The sequence below is a fragment of the Mesorhizobium sp. M8A.F.Ca.ET.208.01.1.1 genome, assembly GCF_004791315.1.
Classification (GTDB): domain Bacteria; phylum Pseudomonadota; class Alphaproteobacteria; order Rhizobiales; family Rhizobiaceae; genus Mesorhizobium.
On record NZ_SRUT01000464.1, the window covers coordinates 1 to 278 of the forward strand.

Sequence of the window (278 nt, forward strand, 5' to 3'; positions counted from 1 at the left end):
CAACTGCTCGGGAAGGATGTCCCACACTTCGCCCTGTTCGTACTTGCGGGTGATCTTGTATCCAGCTTTTTGCAGGATATTCAAACCCAGGAACTTGAGGGTCGACGGCCCCATCAGCGTGAGTGAGATCACGGGTTCGATGGTCCCATACGATTTCTGGATCGGAGCTAGCGTGGGGTTTTCCTCAAGCATCCGATCCACCAAAGTGGTCTTTCCTGCGCCGCTTTCGCCGGTCACGAACAGGATTCGGCCGTCATCGCGCCGTAGGTTTTTCTTCG

1 protein-coding gene is annotated in these 278 nt (G+C 55.4%); it reads right to left on the reverse strand.

From position 1 onward, the window contains the following. Positions 1-278: AAA family ATPase (locus EN851_RS36085; RefSeq protein ID WP_145972403.1), on the reverse strand; the 278-nt coding region annotated here is incomplete at both ends.